Source organism: Vreelandella glaciei, assembly GCF_013415125.1.
In the GTDB taxonomy this organism is placed as follows: Bacteria; Pseudomonadota; Gammaproteobacteria; order Pseudomonadales; family Halomonadaceae; genus Vreelandella; species Vreelandella glaciei.
The window spans coordinates 12,808-30,447 of sequence record NZ_JACCDE010000013.1; the positions used below are offsets into that span (position 1 = coordinate 12,808).

The 17,640-nt window shown below is 53.6% G+C and carries 20 protein-coding genes and 1 tRNA gene; 1 reads left to right on the forward strand and 20 read right to left on the reverse strand.

Features of this window, described 5'->3' with window-relative positions:
• Positions 1 to 15: 15 nt before the first annotated feature.
• The 15 genes from HZS80_RS10125 to HZS80_RS10195 all read right to left on the reverse strand — a co-directional run bounded on the left by HZS80_RS10125 (position 16) and on the right by HZS80_RS10195 (position 10,965).
• Positions 16 to 2,766 (reverse strand): class I SAM-dependent DNA methyltransferase, encoded by a 2,751-nt coding sequence (locus HZS80_RS10125; RefSeq protein ID WP_179916009.1) that lies wholly within the window; start codon positions 2,764 to 2,766, stop codon positions 16 to 18.
• A complete protein-coding gene (locus HZS80_RS10130) occupies positions 2,763 to 3,188 on the reverse strand; it encodes a type II toxin-antitoxin system VapC family toxin (protein WP_179916010.1) in 426 nt (141 codons plus the stop codon). Before HZS80_RS10130 ends, HZS80_RS10125 begins: the two co-directional genes overlap by 4 nt.
• Entirely contained in the window at positions 3,185 to 3,460 is a 276-nt protein-coding gene (locus tag HZS80_RS10135) for a FitA-like ribbon-helix-helix domain-containing protein (protein WP_226938607.1), read from the reverse strand. Before HZS80_RS10135 ends, HZS80_RS10130 begins: the two co-directional genes overlap by 4 nt.
• Before the next feature lie 627 nt (positions 3,461 to 4,087).
• Positions 4,088 to 4,360: a hypothetical protein gene (locus HZS80_RS10140; RefSeq protein ID WP_179916011.1), complete on the reverse strand. Its 273-nt coding sequence runs from the start codon at positions 4,358 to 4,360 to the stop codon at positions 4,088 to 4,090.
• A 17-nt stretch (positions 4,361 to 4,377) separates the two neighbouring features.
• Positions 4,378 to 4,980, reverse strand: coding sequence for a hypothetical protein (locus HZS80_RS10145; RefSeq protein ID WP_179916012.1), 603 nt, complete (start codon positions 4,978 to 4,980; stop codon positions 4,378 to 4,380).
• A gap of 240 nt (positions 4,981 to 5,220) precedes the next feature.
• Complete coding sequence (locus HZS80_RS10150; RefSeq protein ID WP_179916013.1) at positions 5,221 to 5,415, reverse strand: hypothetical protein; 195 nt, start codon at positions 5,413 to 5,415, stop codon at positions 5,221 to 5,223.
• Positions 5,412 to 5,705, reverse strand: coding sequence for a hypothetical protein (locus HZS80_RS10155; RefSeq protein WP_179916014.1), 294 nt, complete (start codon positions 5,703 to 5,705; stop codon positions 5,412 to 5,414). Before HZS80_RS10155 ends, HZS80_RS10150 begins: the two co-directional genes overlap by 4 nt.
• Before the next feature lie 3 nt (positions 5,706 to 5,708).
• Positions 5,709 to 6,704: a TrbL/VirB6 family protein gene (locus HZS80_RS10160; protein WP_179916015.1), complete on the reverse strand. Its 996-nt coding sequence runs from the start codon at positions 6,702 to 6,704 to the stop codon at positions 5,709 to 5,711.
• On the reverse strand, positions 6,701 to 6,994 hold the full coding sequence (locus HZS80_RS10165; RefSeq protein WP_179916016.1) for an EexN family lipoprotein: 294 nt from the start codon (positions 6,992 to 6,994) through the stop codon (positions 6,701 to 6,703). Before HZS80_RS10165 ends, HZS80_RS10160 begins: the two co-directional genes overlap by 4 nt.
• A gap of 9 nt (positions 6,995 to 7,003) precedes the next feature.
• On the reverse strand, positions 7,004 to 7,654 hold the full coding sequence (locus HZS80_RS10170; protein ID WP_179916017.1) for a TrbJ/VirB5 family protein: 651 nt from the start codon (positions 7,652 to 7,654) through the stop codon (positions 7,004 to 7,006).
• Positions 7,651 to 7,980: a hypothetical protein gene (locus HZS80_RS10175; RefSeq protein WP_179916018.1), complete on the reverse strand. Its 330-nt coding sequence runs from the start codon at positions 7,978 to 7,980 to the stop codon at positions 7,651 to 7,653. The genes HZS80_RS10170 and HZS80_RS10175 overlap by 4 nt, the downstream gene beginning before the upstream one ends.
• A gap of 73 nt (positions 7,981 to 8,053) precedes the next feature.
• Positions 8,054 to 9,019 (reverse strand): helix-turn-helix domain-containing protein, encoded by a 966-nt coding sequence (locus tag HZS80_RS10180; RefSeq protein ID WP_179916019.1) that lies wholly within the window; start codon positions 9,017 to 9,019, stop codon positions 8,054 to 8,056.
• Positions 9,019 to 9,234, reverse strand: a complete 216-nt coding sequence (locus HZS80_RS10185) for a plasmid-related protein (protein WP_179916020.1) — start codon at positions 9,232 to 9,234, stop codon at positions 9,019 to 9,021. Before HZS80_RS10185 ends, HZS80_RS10180 begins: the two co-directional genes overlap by 1 nt.
• Positions 9,235 to 9,738: 504 nt before the next feature.
• Positions 9,739 to 10,791: a site-specific integrase gene (locus tag HZS80_RS23855; RefSeq protein ID WP_179916021.1), complete on the reverse strand. Its 1,053-nt coding sequence runs from the start codon at positions 10,789 to 10,791 to the stop codon at positions 9,739 to 9,741.
• Between the two features lie 97 nt (positions 10,792 to 10,888).
• Positions 10,889 to 10,965 (reverse strand) — tRNA-Ile (locus HZS80_RS10195).
• Between the two features lie 112 nt (positions 10,966 to 11,077).
• Between HZS80_RS10195 and HZS80_RS10200 the strand changes: the two genes are divergently transcribed.
• Positions 11,078 to 11,668 (forward strand): hypothetical protein, encoded by a 591-nt coding sequence (locus HZS80_RS10200; RefSeq protein ID WP_179916022.1) that lies wholly within the window; start codon positions 11,078 to 11,080, stop codon positions 11,666 to 11,668.
• A 31-nt stretch (positions 11,669 to 11,699) separates the two neighbouring features.
• On the opposite strand, the gene HZS80_RS10205 is transcribed toward HZS80_RS10200, so the two are convergent.
• The 5 genes from HZS80_RS10205 to HZS80_RS10225 all read right to left on the reverse strand — a co-directional run bounded on the left by HZS80_RS10205 (position 11,700) and on the right by HZS80_RS10225 (position 17,554).
• Positions 11,700 to 13,508 (reverse strand): ABC transporter ATP-binding protein, encoded by a 1,809-nt coding sequence (locus HZS80_RS10205; protein ID WP_179916023.1) that lies wholly within the window; start codon positions 13,506 to 13,508, stop codon positions 11,700 to 11,702.
• Positions 13,509 to 13,621: 113 nt separating this feature from the next.
• Entirely contained in the window at positions 13,622 to 14,440 is an 819-nt protein-coding gene (locus HZS80_RS10210; RefSeq protein ID WP_179916024.1) for an ABC transporter ATP-binding protein, read from the reverse strand.
• On the reverse strand, positions 14,437 to 15,552 hold the full coding sequence (locus tag HZS80_RS10215; RefSeq protein WP_246361919.1) for a FecCD family ABC transporter permease: 1,116 nt from the start codon (positions 15,550 to 15,552) through the stop codon (positions 14,437 to 14,439). Before HZS80_RS10215 ends, HZS80_RS10210 begins: the two co-directional genes overlap by 4 nt.
• Before the next feature lie 8 nt (positions 15,553 to 15,560).
• The gene (locus tag HZS80_RS10220; RefSeq protein WP_179916063.1) at positions 15,561 to 16,529 is read right to left on the reverse strand and encodes a FecCD family ABC transporter permease; all 969 of its coding nucleotides are present in this window, start codon (positions 16,527 to 16,529) and stop codon (positions 15,561 to 15,563) included.
• A gap of 53 nt (positions 16,530 to 16,582) precedes the next feature.
• The gene (locus tag HZS80_RS10225; RefSeq protein ID WP_374730578.1) at positions 16,583 to 17,554 is read right to left on the reverse strand and encodes an ABC transporter substrate-binding protein; all 972 of its coding nucleotides are present in this window, start codon (positions 17,552 to 17,554) and stop codon (positions 16,583 to 16,585) included.
• Positions 17,555 to 17,640: the final 86 nt, after the last annotated feature.

Below are 17,640 nucleotides of genomic sequence, written 5' to 3' on the forward strand. Positions count from 1 at the left end.
ATTGATTAAGGTATTTCATCCGGACATCTTGGAATACATTTCGAATAGTCTCTCAAGCCGTTCCGTGTCATTTTTGAATCTTCGTCCGATATATATTCTCTCTAAGACTTCATCGTTCAGGCTATGTGCTAGTTGGAGATCATCTGGCATAGACTCCAACAAATATAATTCAGCAATTGTCTGAGGGTAGTGTCGCTCTCTTGACAATAGAATCTCTTGTGCACACTTTGTTAGATCATCCTTGTTCTTTTCAGTTAATTTAGGGACAGGAAATGTATTCCAGCCGATAGTGTTTGAGTAGCGGAAATCGGTTTTCATTTTCCCGCAAACAGTCGCAACCCACACAAGGTGCAGCCGCGATGCGATTAAAGCCATATTCCAAAGCGGCGCGTCGTATAATGCGAACAGCAGATCGCTAACAATTGAATTGCCGTCTAATAAATCTACAGGAAGGTAAGCCCGTCTCTCCGACGAAACTTTAGCAACCGCAAGAGAATGTTTTTTGGCCGTTCCAGCAATCTGCACAAATCGATGAGGTCGCGCGGCAAAATCTCGTGTTGAGCTGGCCGCACTTGCTAAACGGACGTCTCTTACTCTTTCTAAAACGGTTTTCAGATAAGGGTGCTGCTGTGCATATTCAGCGTTGTTGTCATCAATCCAAATGCACCATCTTGGCTTCCCTTGAATCATTTGTTCTGATCCAAGATACGGGCAGATGAATTTCGAAATCTCAGGATATTGGTTCAAGACAGCTGCTTTTTCCTCTCCATTGAGAACGAAAGCCCCTCCGTCACGAGGCATATTTCCAAAGAGCATCGGAGAAATTTCTGATATGGGCCTACGCGCTTGTACAACTGAATTAACGCGACCTAAGGCTAGGTATGGATTGATGTAATCAGCTTGCCGTTCTTGAACGAGGCCGTCTTCACCAATAGAGAACAAGAATTTATTTGCTTGTGGCTTAGCACTAATTCCAATAATGGCAACGGTTACGCACGCATTATGGCTCGCAAGATTAGCCCATTTGAATGAAGTGTAAGCAAATACAATTTGATGGCCGGTTTCAAAAATTGTGGGCCACAGAATAGGCACCTGCAACCCCTGACAAATAGAGTTTGTAGAAACAAAAGCGGTTTTGGCACTTGTATGCTTACCATAGTCAGCCGCTTTCATGAACCAGCCTGCGACATAGTCAAGAGACTTCCAAGCTACGCCTTTGCTCTCAAAAATTGCTTTCAGGTCAGCCTTTTGCTCACTTGACTGCCACTTGCTTCCTAAGTACGGAGGATTCCCACAAATATAAGTTTCACCACCTTCATTCTCAAAATCGATCTGTGCTTGATCGAGTGGTGAACCAAATAGGTCATCCGCATGATGCTTTACAGACGTTCCAGTAGGCGGACAGATGCTGAGCCAGTTCAGTCGCAATGCGTTGTCACAAGTAATCCAGTTTTGGGAATCCAGCGGAAGAAACTCAGCCAATGCCAATTTTTGGCCGCGATAATGCAGATCACACTGGTACTCGGCAATAATCAACGCAAGACGAGCAACCTCGGCCGAAAAGTCCCGCAACTCAATGCCACGAAAATTGGTCAGTGGGATATCGGTAGGCCGATTAGGCTCACCGCGACGCTGGTTTATTTCTGCCTCAATCGCACGCATCTGTTTGTAGGCGATGACCAGAAAGTTACCTGAACCGCATGCGGGGTCGAATACACGAATTTTGGCCATGCGATTGCGCAGATTCAACAACTTACGGACGTTGTCGTTTGCTTCTTCCAGCTTCTCACGTAGATCGTTCAGAAACAGTGGGTTCAGCACTTTTAGAATGTTCGGCACGCTAGTGTAGTGCATGCCCAATGCACCGCGCTCTTCGTCGTCAGCTACCGCCTGAATCATCGAGCCAAAAATGTCTGGATTGATCTGTGTCCAGTCCAGGCTGCCGATGTGGAGTAGATAAGAGCGTGCAATTTTGCTGAAGCGCGGTACGTCGACACTGCCGGAAAACAAACCACCGTTTACATAGGGAAACTTCCCTGCCCAACGGGGGGTGTTCGCAGCAGCATGCTCTTCTTGCCGCGTGTTCATGGCGCGGAAGATTTCGCTAATCACTTCATGGGTGTTGGCAGAATCTCTGGCGCTCATTTCTGCGACGGTGTCGGTAAATAACCCGCTACCGGCAAAGATGTCCGTATCTTCGGCAAAGAAGCAGAAGATCAGCCTAGCCATGAAGTGGTTCATTTCATGGCGCTGCTCTTCCGTGCCCCAACTCGGGTTATCTTTCAGTAGCTCCACATACAGCCGGTTCAGGCGGCTGGTGGCACGAATATCAAACGAGCTTTCACGCACCTGTTTAACAGTGGTGATACCCGCCAGGGGCAAAAAGAAACCGAAGTGGTCAGGGAATTCTTCATATTTGCAGGCAACCGTCTCGCCGCTTTCCAGCTCCTCGGCCTCTAGCATCTCACCATCGGTGGCAAGCACGAACTTCGCCTTGGCACGCGTAGTCGCGGGGCTAGCCTTCAACTCAGCTAGGGCTTCGGTAACGGCACCAGCTTCCGCCACCGCAATATGGATATTGTTGGTCTGTAATACCCCGCCCCAGGAGCCAGAAAAGTCCGACTTATTAGACGTACCCGAACGCAACCGTTTGATGGTGGTCGCCTTGTTGCCAAAAGCTTCCAAAAAGGCATAGGGAAACTCAGCCGGATCAAAGTACTGTTGTGCCAAGTCAGAGATTGCGGATTCGATTTCAATTGCGTTCATTCCGCTTTACCCCACGGGTTGATAACTGTTGCACCCGCCGCCTCGAAAGAGCTGGCATCCTTTGTGGCCACCGCAAAGCCGTTGGCAGCCGCAATGGCCGCAATAAAGCCATCATCGGCGGCAATCGCCAGCCCAGTCTTTTGGGCCTTGGCAATAAGCTCGGCGTAGGCTTGTGCGGAAGAGAGATCGAACGGAAGCACACGACCGGCAAACAGGGGGAGTACTCGCCGTTCTAGGTTTTCTTGCAAGCTAGTACGACGCTTTCCTGCTGGCAGTAAGGCAATGCCCGACCGTAGATCTGCCACAGTGATGGCTGACAGGTAGAGAGTTTCCAAGGCCTGTGCATCAATCCACTCGACAACGCGAGCCTCTGGCCGCCGACGCAGTGGCTCGGAGATGACGTTGATATCGAGCAGAATCATTCAAAGTTCACCGGCTTGGCTGGCGTCTTGTCACGGACTTGCTCAAACACGGCAAACTCATTGTCAGTCAGCTTGGCCTGCTTGCCTATGTCGGCCAGCAAGGAACCCAGCTTGACGCGCCCCTCAGGCGCTATAGCAGCCTCCAGGATCTCGCGCACCTCAGCCTCCATACTATGTCCGTGCAGAGCCGCACGGACGCGCAGGGCTCGGTGTACCTCATCGGGTAGGTTGCGAACAGTCAGCATGGCCATTGCAAGAGTCTCGCATTGCATTCAGTGCATTCATTCTATTTGGTTGACTGCACCTAAACAAGGTACGGCGCGGCAGCGTCTAACCCCTCAGAGAGCAAGATAGCGTCGAGCCCGCCAGGGCGAGTAAGTTGGTGGTATTTGCTATGACGACGCTTGCGACGGTATAGCATTTACACATCCTGCCCGCTTGATCAACAGCACGGTGCCACTCTGTACCGCATCGAAAGCATAAGTTATGCTTAACTTTGCAATTCAATAGAATATTTATTGAGAAACACAACCTACAGTCAAATCAAACTTAACTAAGTAGCCAATTCACTGAATACTCGAACAGTGAAAATGGCTCTTGAGGGTAAAATTCCAGTGAATGAATTATCGCCAGAGCTACAGCAGGCTCATGCTGAGATGCCATGGCAGGCTCTGGCATACCTGGACGGCTCCGACGTTCGTGCATTGCAAGAGATACAACGAGCTGGAGGTAGCGCCTACGTGCTTGATAAACAAGGTAACATTAAAAAATCAAGCCCTCTCTGAAACAGTTAGAATAGGCTCGCTTTGCCCCGTCCTGCGCTCCTGAACGGCTTTCAGCAGTGCATCAGACTTTGAGCGGTTCGCTACCTATAACGATTCTGGCGGTCGCTTCATCGGCTATTCAAACCACAATTTCATCTGCTCAGTACCTGGCTCATACAGGGATTGGTTCCCCACCGTATCTAAATGATCTGAGGTCATTTCCTCCACCCATAGCTCGCCGGTGAACTTGGCGTTTTCAAATTCTTTCTGAATCATCCAGGATATGCCTCTGTGCGCTGAAAAGGTTTCGTAGCCAGGTATTTCCCAATCATCCTCAAAGTAGCGAAGAATCCAGCCATAACCATCTTCAGGGGGTAGAGGGTCAATTTTGAAGCTGTAACGAGGCATTTCAAATCCTCTCTCACTCAGTTTAAGTTCCAGCGCTTCTGGCTGCCTGCTACCAGTGCCATAACTTTGTCGTGAAGCTCTCTGACACGTTTCTGAAGCTCTTCTATGCGAATCTGCTCACGATCCTGATCTTTAATGCGCAATCGATTTATGCCCAGTACACCTCCTCCTGAGCTTTCAATCAGATCAGAAAGTGTAAAGGATGCATTCAGCAAAGCTGAGCGCTCTTCCTCATTCATTACGGGTTCTCGAAGCAACGTTGCTCTTATAAGCGCTGAAGCCCAGCGAGTACGATTTCTGAACCCTTCATAATCTGCCCGCTCTTCGATCATGGTGCGCTCATGCTGTGTAAGCCGAACCGTAAGCTTGCATGACTTGGGCCCCCGGACAATGTCATGCCCTTCTTCGGCAATACTCTCTCCGCAAACGCGCTGAATCATTTCTCTTAGTACGTCTGACTCCGAGCGGCCTGATGCTTCACAAAGGCGCTGCCAGGCTCCCTTCTCGGCTGGTGTCAGCCTGGTCTTGACCACTGCTGTTTCTGTCATTTCGTCATCCTCTATCACGTGCTGCCCATCGAACCTGGTACCAAATGCCAGCACGTCGGTGGCAACTGCCACCACTTTGCGAATCCTGCCCTAGCTCTATACCCATTCATTCTTTTCGTACGCACGAAAAATGGGTTCAGAGACGCGCTAGGCTCCCCCGTTAGTAATACGCACGGACCTGTCTCAAACTTCTCGGACTTGCCTCGTTACAACCACTTCGTTTCGTGCGCACGAAAAGATGCATGCCCTTGCGACTGCTTTGTCGTTCTCAATCCGCAGGGCTTCGCCATTAGTAATACGGAAAGACCTGTCTCAACCCTGATCTTCACCGAGGGCTGCTCGGGAGGCTTCGCCATTAGTAATAGGGGAGGCACTTGTCTCAACCGCATTCGTATCTCCATGCTCCCGACGACGCTTGGCCAGCTCAGCTCTCATCCAAAGGCCGGCGGCACGCATCTCAGAACGCAGATCCTCGATTTCCTCGGGTGTCAAACGGCGGTAGCTCATGGTGGCTCCTCCTGAGATGTGCCCCTCCGGAGCTGCAGATATATCGCTGCACGCCATCGCCACTGGAGCATGCACACAGCAATACCTGCTAAACATACAAACAAAGTACGAGCAGCCTCGTCATCGCCAGTAATGGTGCCGCTGACCAAACCAGGCAGTTCAGGGAGCAACGCCACGGACAGCAGGATACCCACCATCAGAAGTAAGCCCGAGAGCCCCATCTCCACCCCACGCTTTACCCGCGCCCAGCGGACACGCCAAGCATCTAACCACTTTATATTGGTATTCATGAATTAGCCTCCTGTGATCGTATTGCCAGCACCGAAACGCTTCTGGTAGGCACGATAGGCAGACTTGGCGCCACGGTAAGGAGAGCTTGCCGCACTGCCTGCTAAGCGTGCATCGCGTTGAACGCCGCGATACTGACGGCGGATTGCTGAGGGGCGCATCGCGGACATAGCAGAGCCCAGAGCCCCCTGAGTAGCCAATGCCACACCACCGCCCAATGCAGAAGCAATGCCCGGCACTTGCTTCAGCACCAAGATGCCAAGGGCAAAAAAAGCAATCAGATAGGCGCTTGTGGTCATACTGGCCATGCTGCTTGCCGAGGACTCCACGATGTTCATGAACGCCTCGCTGACATCGATGACCATTCGGCCAATGGCTGAACCCAAAACCAGCAACATGCCGAAATTGATCACCATGCCCAGCCAGCTCTCGAAAAAGCGCTGGGTGCTGTTAAACAGCAGGCCGATGATAAAGAGCGGACCAATCGCCAGCAGCACTGTCGTTGCCACCTTGCTGGCCAGCAGGAGAAACGCCACTACGATGGCAACACCACCACCAAACACCAAGATCAGAATTGCCACCAAATACATGCCGAAATCACCACTCATGACTCCCGCTTTATCCCAGGCCTGATCAGCTACAGCAAGAACGCGTGAGAACAGGCTGTCCAAAATGGCCGCTGCGCCTCCATTGGACCCTGTGATAACTGCTGCTACCTTTTCTGGACCGTGGGCCAGTACGTCCACCACGACGCCCATATAGGTACCGACCGTCAGCCCTAGCGTCATGATGAAGCCGATGCGAAGGATACGAAACACCCCCTCCTGCAAGGGTTCACTAACTTTGCCAAACATCATCAGATAGCCCCAGATGGCAATCCAGACTATCAACATGCTGGTGAACATTGGAGTGATGTAAGCGATGAGATCGGTAGCCGTGTTGGTGATGTACTGATCCAGTGCCTGGTCAACGACGGAGAACATACCTTCAAAAAGGTTCATGATCCCTCCCCGCTCTTGAAACTAGACAGGTCAAGCTCGAAAGGTTCACCGCTAGACAGTGCTCGTTCTGCCTGGAGTGCATTGATGCAGTTCGGCGCATCCTGGAATTCACCAGGATTATTGCCGCACGTTTTTAGGGTTTCCTTGCGCTCATCGTCATGTGCTTTGTACCAATCCACGGTCTGAACCTGGCCAGTAGCCGGGGTATCATCAAAACACCCGGTCATCGCAACGCTGATCAGAACCACAACAGCAATATTTCGTGCGCACGAAATTTTCCTGGTACTCATAAAGCCTCCTTACCAATCAAGCTCGAAAGGTTCCCCTGATGACGTGACGCGCATCTGCTGCACTCGCTGGTTGTGCATGGCTTGGCTAGCCTCGGCCTGCGAACGAAGCATGGACAGCTTGGCCATCTCGTTTTGCAGCATCACTTCCTCAGCACCGATACGGGCCTGGAGGTCCAGGACGTCCTTCTGGTCCGGGCTGTTGTTGACCTGGCCCACTAGTCCGGTCAGCTCGCTAAAACGCTCCTGGGCCTGTTCCAGGGACTTTTGGGACTGGCCAAGCCAAGTCGCTGTGTTCTGGTTGCCGCTGTCGTACAGGTCCGCCACGTCACCGGATAAACCGTGTTCGTTCGCGCTCCTGATGCCGGCGTTGCTCAGCACCTGGTTAGGATCGACGTTCACGGCGGTGTCATAGGCCGAGTCGATGACGCCAGCCAGGCCACGGGAACCGCTCATGCTGTCCAGTTGCCTATTGGCCGTTTCGAGCTGGTCTTGCAGTTGTTCGATCTGGCTCAGCATGTGCTCTACTTGCAGGAACTGCTGGGCCAGGCTCGACGTGTCTATGACGGGAACCCCGCCTGCCATGGCTGGCTGCGATAGACCGGTGGTGGCCATGAGGGCGATACCGGCCATTTTTCGTGCGCACGAAATTTTGTTGCTCATGAGCAGATCTCCTTTTGATGATGCTGACGGGTCGCCTTGGCCTCCAGTCGCCTTTTTGTTCTCTGAAGCGTGAGTGACCGTTTTTCAAAATCCAGACTTTTCAGATCGATGGATTCCATGACCTCTTTCATCTCCTCGATGCAGGTGAAGAAATCTTCGGGAAGGGCTTCCAATCCTTCGGTGAGAAAATCGCAAGCGTAACCGGCAATGATCACCAGAGTTCGAATCTCACTCTGGATAGCGTGCTGTTCGACTGCGTGTGACCGGTAGAGCCGTGACAGACCACTGTCGGTGTAGGTGGGTGTGATACCCTGCCTGTTAGCCATGTATGCCTCCTATGCAGGCAGCCGTGGTTAGGCGCGATCGGGGCCATCACCCCCGTTCCGCGCCGCTCGAATTCTATGTACGGAGGGTTCTGCGCATTTCTTCTACGGCAGGAGCTCCAACCTTATCGCTGCCATAACGCTTGACGATGGCGTCAGCTCTTTTTTGGCCCAGACGCTCAGCTAATTCGGCTTGTGGCAATGCTCTACTTTTCTTTTCTGAGCTTTGACGACCTAGCATCGACTCCTTATTAAATGGCTGTTGCTTTTCACCATTAAGCAATGCCCCCTTTTTCACCCCACTATTTTCAGTCACTTTTTTGTTCGATTTTCTTTTTCGATTATCTGAACACCAGCGTGCAAGCAGATCGTTCCAACCTCTTTCCGTGTGGCATCTATCAGTTTCAGAATAGAAGCCAATAAAATTTGCTAACTCTTCAGACTTTGGCTTAACAACTTCACTCATGTTTCGGCGGAGGCAAGATTCATAAAACATCTCAAGATTAGGCTCCCACTCATAATTCAGCCGATACTTGTCACGGGATTGGTTTAATGAACTTTCTAAGTGTGTGTGTATTTTTTTGGTTAAGGACGGTTCGGGTGCAGATCCTGCACCCCGTACTGCTGCCATCTGCACCCCGTCACCAGGACGAGGGATTTTTTCTGCACCCCGTGAATTATCACGGGGTGCAGCATTTACATCCCGTTCTACAACCTCATTCTCGTCACAATCTTTTTTTCCATAAGTTTCAAAATCCATTTGTATGTCGTAGACAACAGGGCGCCGATCAGCACGCTCTATAATTGTTTCAGCGATGCGTTGATTCCCTCTGGTTATAACACCTAAATCTTGCAACAGCTTAAGCTTCTCCAGTACGGTCCGGCGCTTTAGTCCGGTATAGCTACACAGCAAACTCACACTAGGAAATGCATGTCTCCCCTTATTATCTGCATGATTAGCTAATCCGATTAGGACATGACGAGCACCAGCGTCAGCTACAATTTGCTGTTGTAAGGCCCAGGTAATTGCTTGAACACTCATTAGCTGTCCAGACTTAAAGCGTCTTTAACCTGAAGCGTCCTAAAATAAACACGCCGACCAACTTTCACCATCGTCGGCTTCAGTTTTCTTGAAACCTCAGTATCGCTATATAGGGAGACACGGATGCCATCTGGTGAGCGACCAAGCAGGTCTGCCAAGTCAGTTATGCTCATTAGAAGACCGAATCGAGCGATAAGATAATCATCTACAGTCATGGTTAGCACTCATTAGTCGAATACAGACGAAGTTTATGCTAACCAATCAAAGAAAAAGCTCAACTAAGCAAGTTACAAAGATAAATCAACATACTACAAATTGATTTTCAAGATATATAGCTTTGACCAGCACACTCTCCCGTAAAGATTAATAAAACACAACCCAATCAATAAATTAACAAAAAACAGTAAAACAACACAATTTTTTATCAGACCACCTTCTCAGACCAAACCATGGAGATAATAATAAGAATAATAATATTATTATTCTTATTAAAAAACACATACCTATCTTTCTACTATCCGCTTATTTCATATAAACACTCTATACAGTACGAAATACAATACGGAATACGATACAAAACATGACATTCCACCTAATACTTTTCGCCAGGCTGAAACAGGCTGACTTAAAACAGGAGGAAGTAGAGTTAGACAGCAGATATAACGGTAGTAATAGAATTTTTTCCACAATCAAGCACCTTTGAGACTTGGCATGTTGCCTTATATTTGGTCTAACTTTGCGACCAGATCCTCCGTCCTTAAGTGGGTATATCGCCTCAGCATTTGCATGGACTTGTGCCCACTGATCGCAGCCACCTCCTGATCAGATAGCCCAGCCTCTACCAACCGGCTGACAGCTTCATGCCTTAAATCGTGAAAGCGAAAGTCATCAAGCCCTGCCTTCTTCTTGGCTTGATTCCACACCTTCGTATAGACGTAAGGGCCTCGTTTGCCTTCTTTGCCGGGCTCACCGAAAAACACCAGGTTACAGTCGAGTGGGCGCACTGGGTTATTCAGGGCCTGGTTGAACACCTCTGTCGCGGCTTGAGTTAGCGGCACAAGGCGGGCTTCGTTGTTTTTGGTGTCTGTAAGGCGCACTAGGCGGCGTTTAACGTCTACCTGGCAGCGAGTGAGGGTTAGGATCTCCGACGAGCGCATACCTGTCTCTAGGGCGATTCTGGCGATCCATGCCAGCATAGGGTTACTGTGCTGGCGTAACACGGCGAACAGCCGCTTCTCCTCCTCGGAATCAAGACGTCTACTCCGACCCTCCCCTGGGCTAGGCTTGCGGATATTCTGAACAGGGTTATAGGTCAGGCCCAGCCCCCACTCTTGAATTGAAACCGTAAATAGGTGGCCAAGCAGGGCAAGCTCAAGGCGCACGGTATTGGGGCTGATTAGCTCACCTCGGCGTCCCAAACTGTTTAAACGCTTGTCACGGTAGTTGGCGACCAGTTCTGGCGTAAGAGCTGCTAAAGAGTATTTACCCAAATGCTCGATCAGCGTATTGGCTTTGAGGCGTTCACTTTTCTGGCTGCTGGGTTTCTTGGTAGGTGTGATATCGGCCAAGTAGCGCTTTAGCGCTGCTTCAAGCGTCATTCTTTCTGAGGCACTACGCTGGATATAAAGGCCGCGCACCATTTCGTCTTCAGTGCGGCGTGCCCAATCTTGGGCGTCGCGTTTGGTACGGAAAGTTTTAGCGATGGTGGGCCAACCCGACTTGCGGATGACGGCTTTCCAGGTTGCAGAAGGGGTCTTGACGATAGTGGCCACAAGAAATCTCCAGGGTCTGAAAGATCGGCACTGTACCGAAACTGTACCCTTGGAGTAGGGGACTCACCAGAGAAAACTGCTAAGCTACTGATTTTAATGGTGGGCCCAGTAGGACTTGAACCTACGACCAAGGGATTATGAGTCCCCTGCTCTAACCAACTGAGCTATAGGCCCGAAAAGCGTGCATATCATAGCGAATGTGGCCGGGTGAGGCTAGCCCCTTTGCGCTATCTTGATGTCATTACGGCACTTTATGGGGATTGGGCAGTCTGGTGAGTAGTTCTTTATGCGGAGACGCGCTGTGAAAGCATTGATTGCTCTATTCCCCTTATTGTTGGCGCTGCCCGTGCACGCTGATTGGCAGCTTGATCCTGGCCAGTCGCGGGTGCAGGCATCGATTACACAGTTGAACGGCGAAGCACCGCAAACTCATCACCATCAGGTGCGCGATCTGCAGGGTGATATCTCCAGCGATGGCACCCTGCGCTTACCGTTAAAGCTCAGCCAAACCGATGTGCTGGAGCGCTTTGGCGAGCTTCCGCCGTGGGTAGGCTTGCTGGCGAACACCACCTTGGTGACGCTAGAGGCGCAAATGCCGCCAGAGCGGTTGGACGGTTTGGATATTGGCGAATCGCTGGTCGAGACTCTAACTTTTCGCGTTCAGTCTGACATGATTAATCAGCAGGAGTCCGTGCCGCTGCGCTTTACCCGGGAAGGACTAAATGCAATACGCGTGACTCACGCGGAGCCAATGGCAATGGATGGCCGTGCTTTGATGGCCAACAGCACGGTGCGTACCGTGCTGTCGATGCTGGGCTATAAGGAGATTGACGAGCATGTGCCCGTCACCCTCAATGCGCTCCTAGTTAATAGGTAATAGTTAATCGGTAGTCGTTAACAGTTAAAGATTAACGACTGAGTGCTTCTACATCCCCCGCCTGGGCTTCGCCGGTTTGTACGCGCCACTGGGCGGCATAGTGGCCGTTAGCCACCAGTAGGCTTGAGTGGCTGCCCCACTCAGCCACTTGGCCTTTCTCGATCACCACGATCTCATCGGCATGCACGATGGTCGAAAGCCGGTGGGCAATCATAATCACCGTGCGGCCATGGGCGATGCGCTTGAGCGAGCGCTGAATGGCCGCCTCGGTCTCGTTATCCACCGCACTGGTGGCTTCATCCAGTACCAAAATAGGCGGGTCTTTAAGCAGCGCCCTGGCTAGAGAAAGCCGCTGGCGTTGGCCGCCGGAAAGCCGCACGCCCCGCTCCCCTACCGGTGTATCCAATCCTTGGGGCAGCGTTTCGATAAAGCTCCACGCCTCGGCGGTTTTGGCGGCGTCGATAATTTCAGCTTCATCCGCATCGGGCTTACCGTAGGCGATATTGTCGCGAATGCTGCCTTCGAACAGGTAAACGTCCTGGCTAACCAGGCCAATCGATTGGCGTAGCGAGTTCATGCTGACATCGATAATCGGCTGGCCGTCGATGAGTACTCGTCCGTTTTCCGGGTCGTAAAAACGCAGCAGCAGTTTGATCAGCGTCGATTTCCCCGAGCCGGTCGCTCCCACCAGCGCCAGGGTGTTCCCTGCAGGCACGTGTAGGTGAATACCATCGACCCCGACTAAGCTGGTGGCGTAGTGAAAGCTCACATTGTCGATGGTCACTTCGCCGCGCACCGGCTGAGCGAGTGGTGTGGTGCTGTCGTCTTTGACCGTAATCGGCACTTCGAGCAGATCAAGGATGCGCCGCGTGCTGGCCATGGCGCGCTCAAACAGGTCGATCACTTGGGCCAGGCCGGTGAGTGGCCAGAGCAGCCGCTGGGTCAGAAACACCAGCACGCCGTAAGCGCCAACATTCAGCGAGCCGTTGAGTGCCATCATGCCGCCAACGGTAAAGGTGGCGAGAAAGCCCGCCAAAATCGCCATGCGGATGACCGGAATAAAGGCGGAGCTAACCTTGATCGCGCGGCGGTTGGCTTCAACATAGGCTTCGCTAGCATCGCGCAGGCGCTCGGCTTCGCGGTCTTCGCTGGTAAAACTTTTAATCGTGGCAATGCCGCTTAGGTTGTTGGATAACCGGCTGGCCAGATCCCCCACTTTCTCGCGCACATCGCTATACAGCGGCCCGGCCTTGCGCTGGAAGAAGAACGCACCCCAGATAATCAGCGGAATCGGGGTAAATGCCAACAGCGCAATCAGCGGTGAAAGCACGAAGAACACCGCGCCCACTGCTATCACCGTGACGACCACCTGAATCAAGGCATTGGCGCCACCGTCCAGAAAGCGCTCAAGCTGATTGACGTCATCGTTCATGGTGGCCACTAGCTGGCCGGAGCTTTTCGATTCAAAGAACGCCATATCGAGGCGCTGGGCATGCTCGTAGGTATCCTGTCGCATATCTGCCTGTAGCCGCTGGGCCAGGTTGCGCCAGAGGATTTGGAACAGATACTCGAACAGCGATTCTCCTGCCCAGATAACGAACGTCAGCACTGCCAACATGGTGATCTGCTGCTGAGGCGTTTCAAATCCCAAACTCGCCACAAAGCTCTGCTCTTGGTTGACCACCACATCAATGGCGACACCAATCAAAATCTCGGGGGCAATATCAAACAGCTTGTTGATAACGGAACAAGCGGTGGCGGCCATGATGCGCCGCCGGTAGCCTTTGGCATAGCGCAGCAGGCGCACCAAGGCTTGAAAACTGTGTGCAGGAGAGGACACAAGTATTCCTTACTGAGTGATTATCGAGGCATTAGAGTAATGAAATAGCCTCGCTATCTCTAGCGGGCATCCGCTTTTAGCAGACATTGATCGTGCCACGCTTGGCTGATGGCCTAATAAGCGGGCTCTGAACAGCGCCTCACGTTGGCCAACAAGGGGCTGCCGGTATCGGGGTCGATAAGTAGCGTGCACTCGACTTGATAGAGCGTGCGCACTAGATCAGGCGTCACCACCTGCGCGGGCGGTCCTTGCGCAACAATCTGCCCTTCGCGCATGGCGATGAGATGGTCGGCATAGCGACAGGCACTGGCAAGGTCATGCAACACCATCACGACGGTGCGGCCATGGTGAGCAAGGTGTTTGACCAACTCAAACACTTCAATCTGATGCCCTAGATCCAGTGCGGAGGTGGGCTCGTCCAGCAACAACAGCGGGGTTTGCTGGGCGATGGTCATGGCAATCCAGGCGCGCTGCCGCTGGCCGCCGGAAAGCGCATCAATTGGCCTGTCCGCGAGCGGCTCAAGCCCTGCGGCTGCCAGTGCATGCTGAACCACGCGCTGATCCTCCGCCGACCATTGGCGCAACCAGCCCTGGTGGGGCTGGCGGCCAAAGCGGATTAGTTCGGTCACGGTCAAGCCTTCCGGCGCTACGGCCTCTTGGGGCAGCAGCGCCAGCTGAGTGGCTAACTGGCGAGTGGGCAGGCGTTGAATATCGCCACCGTCCAGCAATACCAGCCCGCTATCAGGTTTATGCAGGCGCGCAAGCCCGGCCAGTAGCGTCGATTTTCCGCACCCATTGGGGCCCACAATCGCGGTCACTTTGCCGCTGGGTAGAGCGATATCCAAGCCGTTGATCACCTGCCGGGCGCCATAGCTCATGCCGAGTGATTGGGTCGACAGTGACGGTAACGCAGAGTTGGAAGGTTGGCTCATGTAAAGCTCCGTTGAGGACGCATTAATATCCAAAGTAACCACGGCCCGCCGACCACGGCCGTGACAATACCGACCGGAATCTCAATCGGCGCCAACAGTGTGCGCCCGGCCAGGTCAGCCAGCACCATCACCAAGGCCCCTGCCAGCGTTGCCGCCGTAATCGGCACTCCGCGCGAGCTCGACAGCGAGCGGGCAATCTCTGGGCCAATCAGCCCCACCATGCCAACAGGCCCTGCCACCGCGACGGCCAGGCCGGTCAGCGCCACCGAAAGCAGCAACACTTCTAATCGACGGCGTTTAACATTGACCCCTAAACCACTGGCGGTGGCATCTTTAAAACGTAGCAACGTAAGCGAACGAGCTAACATCAGCGCTGTGATCAAACCTAGCACTAACCCAAACATCAGCAGTTGTAGCGCGCCGCTGGGGCGGGCATTGAGCGAACCGACGGTCCAGGGGTAGGCGGCATTGGCGGTGTCGATCGCCACGCGAGCGAGAAGTAGCTGAGTGACAGCGCCAAACACGGCACCAACGCCAATGCCCGCAACGATAAAGCGATAACCCTGGGTGCCGCTGCCCGCCGCCAAGCCAAACGTGAGCACCGCGGCGGTGGTCGCCCCGGCTAATGCCATGGCGGGGGGCGCAATGGAAACGCCGATGCCTACGATAGAGGCCACCGCAAACGCCGTCGCGCCATTATCAATGCCGATAATGCCGGGGGTCGCCAGGCGATTGCGGGCTAACGTTTGCATTAAAATGCCGGCCAGGGCAAAGGCCGCACCGGTGCAAGCGGCGGCGGCTAACCGCGGCAGGCGGAGCTCCTGCACCACGAAGTTCGCCATCATATCCGCCTTGCCAAACAGCGCATGCAACACCCCCATCGGGGCGACGTTGACGCTCCCCAGGCTCAGGTAGAGCACACTGGCCAACAGAAACGCGCCTAACAAGCTCGCATTGACCGTTACCGCACGCCGCTCCAGCAGCACACTTTGGTCGCCATGGCGGCTTCGCCAGGCCAAGCGCCAATAGCCTTGGGGTGGCGAAATGGAGATACGAGCCGGTCGTGTAGAAGCGGCATCGAGAGCAGAAGAGCGGACTGGGGTAGGTTTCATTGTTCCACTCATAGCATCGGCAAACGGCGTGCACGCACCACCGCTATGAGCACGGGCGCACCGCATAGCGCGGTGAGTACGCCCAGCGGCAGTTCTGAAGGGGCCACGACGACACGAGATACAATGTCCGCCGACAACACCATCAAAGGACCAATGGGAAGGCAGAACCATAGCGTGCGACGAATATCTGGCCCGGCAAACGCGCGCGCAACAAACGGCACGACCAGTCCAACGAACGCGATGGGCCCTGCAATAGCGGTAGCCGCGCCGACCAAGAGCGCCACACAAGCAACCACCAACCAACGAATAAGGTTGGGGTGGTGGCCCAACCCCGAGGCAACCCGTTCCCCCAGTGCTAACGCGGCTAACGGCCGGGCGATTAGTAATACGATAATGGAAGCGACCAGCATACTGGGCAGCACCGAGAGCAGGTCGTCCAAGCGGCGGCCAGCCAAACTGCCAATGACCCAGAAGCGAATTTCATCAGCGGCGCGCTGGTCATAAAGCAGTATCAACGAGGTGAGGGACGCCAGTAGCCCCGAAAACGCAGCGCCAGCAAGCACGAGCCGTATAGGGTCGTTACCCACACCGCGAAAACGCGCCACGCTCAATACGCACACGCAACCCATCAAGGCGCCCAACTGGGCAACGGAAATACGCAGCGTGGCCGCACTGGCCCCCAACACCAAGGCCAGTGCCACGGCAAAGGCCGCGCCCGCGCTCACCCCTAATAAGCCTGGCTCAGCCAGCGGGTTACGCGCCACCGCTTGTAACAGCGCCCCCGCCACGCCTAATGCCATGCCCACCACAATGCCGATTAACGTTCGCGGTGCGCGCAATTCCCAGACAATAAAGTGTGCTTCACTGTCTTGGGAACCGCTTAACAGCGCCATGGCTCTACCGGGGCCAACGCTGCCCGCGCCGATCAACAGGCTAACGAGGCTCACCGCCACAAGGGCGGTGAGCAGGAACAGCATTAACGTGCGCGGGTTAGCTCTTTTAACGGCTAAGGTTGCGAATTGTGAAACCCTCACGGCAACAGCGCAGCCTCAATCTCATCAAGAATGGCTTGGGCGGCCAGCGGGCCGTTGGCGCTTGTCCAGAGCTGGCCATCCACAGGGACAACACGCTCTTGCTGCACCACATTTAAGCGCGTAAAGGCACTACTCTGCTTAGCCGACTCCAACGCTGCTTTACCATCATCGTTGAGCGTTGCTAGAAACAGCCAGTCACCATCCACTTGTGAAAGGTTTTCCAGGCTAAGCACATCGCTGTGCACACCGCGCTCGCCCACTAACCCACCGTCCTGAACGTCCAGCCCAGCTTGGGCTAACAATCCAGCGGCGAAAAGGTTTTGCGACATCACCATGGGGCCGCCGGGCATCCAACGAATAAGGAAAGCACTACCAGCCGCCCCTGCTTCGTCCACGGCTTGACTAACCTCAGCGGCACGTTGCTCTACGGCCGCAATGGCGTCTTCTATCGCGGCCTGGCGATTGAGGGCTTCGCCATAAAGGCGCGCTTCGGCTTTCCAGTTATCCGGTGCCAGCGGCTGAGTGGGTGGCACCACCGTAGGTGCAATGCGGGAAAGCAACTGATACTGCTCATCAGCCAGTTGCGCTGGCGCCAGAATCAGATCCGGCTGCTGCGCCAGCACGGCTTCAATATTGATCTCGCGCACCACACCCATGATCGCTGGTCGGTCATCCCCCAGATGCGGCTCTATATAACGGGCGACATTGTCGCCACCGCGGGAGGTAACCGCGCCTAGTGGTTTCACACCTGCCGCCACGGCGGCGTCCAGTGCGCCTTCATAAAGCGTCACCACGCGCTCGGGGGTTCCTTCAACCTCTACATCGCCAAACGCCGTTTCCAGCGTGCGAGCGTGCACGGCAGACACGCCTAATGCACTGATGAATAAAACATTCAATAACGCAGCAGCCATGCTCAGGCGCCCGCGCTTGGGACGGGCGAAGGCTAACGATGTGATTTGAGCCAGCATTGATTTCTCTCGAACAAAGAAGATAGAGAAAGATAGTAACGATTCTCAAAAACTCTTGCACTATTATTTGAACGAATAGAGCGTTC